A 953-nucleotide genomic window follows, 5' to 3' on the forward strand; every position below is an offset into this window, starting at 1 on the left:
TCGAATCCGCTCCTGGATCACCTCGCAGGCCCGATGCGCCTCTGGCGTCGCCGTGCCCTCGTAGCCGGCTGGGAGTTCTGCTTCTTCAGCGATTCGCGCCCAAGCGATAGCCAGCGCCTCGATGGTGGACAGGTTCATTTGCTCATCCACTTGCGCAGCAGACGCTTTTTCAGGGAGGCGCGCTCTTGCGGATTGCGTCCCTTGTGGTTGGCAATGCGATCCGCCGTGGCGGCCTGGCGCTTGATGGGCCAGTAGGAGCGGCCATCCTTACCCATCGACCAGACGTTGCTGACCTGGTTTTCCAGTAGAGGCAGATGGGCGCATAGAGCTTCCGGCGACGCGCTGGCCAGCGCGGTGCGCTCGTGGGTTCGCCAGCGCTGATGCCAGAGTTTCTTGTCCTCGCGCTCGCTACGGCAGGTCGTGTGCCCAACGATGGGCGTTTTGCGGCGGCTGCGGCTCATGATGTGGTTGTCTCCAAGAACATTCAGGACAGGCTTTCTGGGTAGAGCGCCGTCAACCGGGACAGGGCTTCTTGCACTTGTTCCAGCGAGGTCATCAGATGATCAACCTGATCCTGAAGAACCACGGCGAGATCAAATAGCTCAGCCACTCGGCTGCGTGATCCCTCGTTGAACGCGGCCATTGCCAGTTGATGCAGCTTCAACAGGTCGGTGCGCAGTTGCGGAGGTGCGCCGTCTGCGCTGTCATTCAAATCGCCGCGCAGCACGTCCACGGCATCGACTGCACGCAGCAGTGCCGTGGTATCGAAATTCTCGGGAGTCAGTTCGTCCCATTCGTCGTCGGTGATGCGGGCTGCCATCAGGAGAGCTCCGATTAAGCGGTTGCGAGCGTTAGATGCCCGATCGGCTCGGCTGCTGGCCGTACCTTGATTTCGATGTCGTAGCCGAGGCGATTCAGACAATCCATCAGCTTGCGTTCGGATAGATTGGTGA

Annotated in this window: 2 protein-coding genes; both read right to left on the bottom strand. The window is 60.5% G+C overall.

Features of this window, described 5'->3' with window-relative positions:
• Positions 1 to 134: 134 nt before the first annotated feature.
• A complete protein-coding gene (locus tag GHN86_RS22955) occupies positions 135 to 461 on the bottom strand; it encodes a hypothetical protein (RefSeq protein ID WP_000091614.1) in 327 nt (108 codons plus the stop codon).
• Positions 462 to 484: 23 nt separating this feature from the next.
• Positions 485 to 820, bottom strand: coding sequence for a transposase (locus GHN86_RS22960; RefSeq protein ID WP_153387384.1), 336 nt, complete (start codon positions 818 to 820; stop codon positions 485 to 487).
• Between the last annotated feature and the right edge of the window lie 133 nt (positions 821 to 953).

The sequence above is a fragment of the Pseudomonas helleri genome (assembly GCF_009600315.1).
Lineage (GTDB): Bacteria > Pseudomonadota > Gammaproteobacteria > Pseudomonadales > Pseudomonadaceae > Aquipseudomonas > Aquipseudomonas helleri_A.